Annotated in this window: 2 protein-coding genes; both read left to right on the top strand. The window is 60.5% G+C overall.

Annotation, left to right across the window (positions count from 1 at the left end; genetic code table 11):
- On the top strand, nt 1–586 hold a 586-nt coding region (locus tag ACSQ3I_RS28055; protein ID WP_436004458.1), incomplete at its 5' end, for a methyl-accepting chemotaxis protein.
- A gap of 203 nt (nt 587–789) precedes the next feature.
- Nucleotides 790–1782 (top strand): MCP four helix bundle domain-containing protein (locus ACSQ3I_RS28060; protein WP_436004460.1); only part of this gene is annotated, 993 nt, incomplete at its 3' end.

Below are 1782 nucleotides of genomic sequence, written 5' to 3' on the forward strand. Positions count from 1 at the left end.
CGCGCGCGCCGGCGAACACGGCAAGGGTTTTGCCGTCGTCGCTTCGGAAGTCCGCAAGCTCGCGGAACGCTCGCAGTCGGCAGCAGCCGAAATCAGCGGCATGTCCGGCGATACGGTCAAGGCCGCCCAGGAAGCCGGCGACATGCTCGGCCGTCTGGTACCGGATATCCGCAAGACGGCTGAACTGGTCGCCGAAATCACCGCGGCCTGCCGCGAGCAGGATATCGGTGCCGCCCAGATCAACGAGGCGATCCAGCAGCTCGACAAGGTGACGCAGCAGAACGCCGGTGCCTCCGAGCAGATGTCGGCAACCTCGGAAGAGCTGGCAGCCCAGGCCGAAGAACTGCAGGCCTCCATCGCCTTCTTCCGCGTCGACGGGGCGAAGGGCCGCGCACCGCAGAAGCAGACGTCTTCCGCCGCCGTCGCCCGGGCAAGCGCTCCGGCACGCAAACAACAGCAGGCAAGCCGTGCGCATGCCTCATCGAATACGGTATCCGCCCAGCAGGCCCGCGCAAGGGGATTTGCGCTCGACCTGTCGCACGGCGGCCCCGATCAGGATGATCAGGACTTCCGCGAAAGCGCCTGACATCTACCTGAAATTGCATGCCCGGCCTTTCGCAAATGACAGGCCGGGCGCACCGGAGAAACTCCAACGTGTGTATGCGTTGGCGTCGTCAAGCTGATCTCAAAGCCGAGGAGTGGATGTGCCCGCTCCGCTTGCGACGTCTCTAACGATCGTTTTGTTCCCGCCGCGGAACACACCACGCTACACACCTTTTGGGGATTTCGATGCGATTCACCATCAAACTGAAACTGGCGCTTTCGTTCGCCATGCTGATCATCATGGCCGGCGCCATGGCCGTACTGGCGATCTTCAATCTTTCGTCGCTCAACAACGCAATCACCGAGATGGTCACCGGTCCTGCTGCCAACCTACAGCGATCCAGCGACCTGTCCGACGCGGTTCTCAAAGCAATCGGCGATGAGAAGAATATGATCCTAAACTCCAATCCGGCTCAGATGGCTGCCTATATGAAGGAAGTCAAAAACCAACAGGCAAAGGTGGATACCATCCTGACCCAGTTCGAGCAGGAGAAAGATCCAAACATCCGTGCCAAGTTGGGCCAGTTCCAGGAGAAACTTCCAGCCTGGAAGGAAATGCAGGACAGTGTATTGAGCCTGGCCGAACTCAACACCACCGAAGGCAACGAGCGTGCAAGCAATATCTCTATGGGCGAAGGCGCACGTGCAACTGCCGCGCTCCTCGACGCATTGGCTCAGCTGAATGCTCAAATCGACGAAGACCTCCGGGCGACGGACGAGGCAACCAACGAACAATACGCCACCTCGCGTGCCGTTCTGATCATTGCTCTCGCGACGATGCTCGTCCTGTCTTGCGGCGTAGCCGTATGGATCGCCATGAGCATCAGCAGCGGTCTGCGGAAGATCAAGTCGGTTGCCGATTCTGTTGCTATCGGCGACCTGAACCAGCGCGTGGAAATCAAGACGAACGACGAAATCAAGGATCTGGTCGACACCATCAACGTCATGACCAGCAATCTGCGCGACACCGCAAACGTCGCCGACCAGATCGCCGATGGCGACCTGACGATTTCGCCGAAGCCGCTCTCTGAAAAGGACACGCTGGGCCTCGCCCTCGAACGCATGGTCGAGCGCCTGCGTGGCGTCGTCGGCGACGCCCTGTCGGCAGCCGACAACGTTTCCGCCGGCAGCCAGGAACTGTCGTCCTCTTCCGAGCAGGTCTCGCAGGGTGCCACTGAA

The sequence above is a fragment of the Rhizobium sp. LjRoot30 genome (assembly GCF_964253915.1).
Lineage (GTDB): Bacteria > Pseudomonadota > Alphaproteobacteria > Rhizobiales > Rhizobiaceae > Metarhizobium.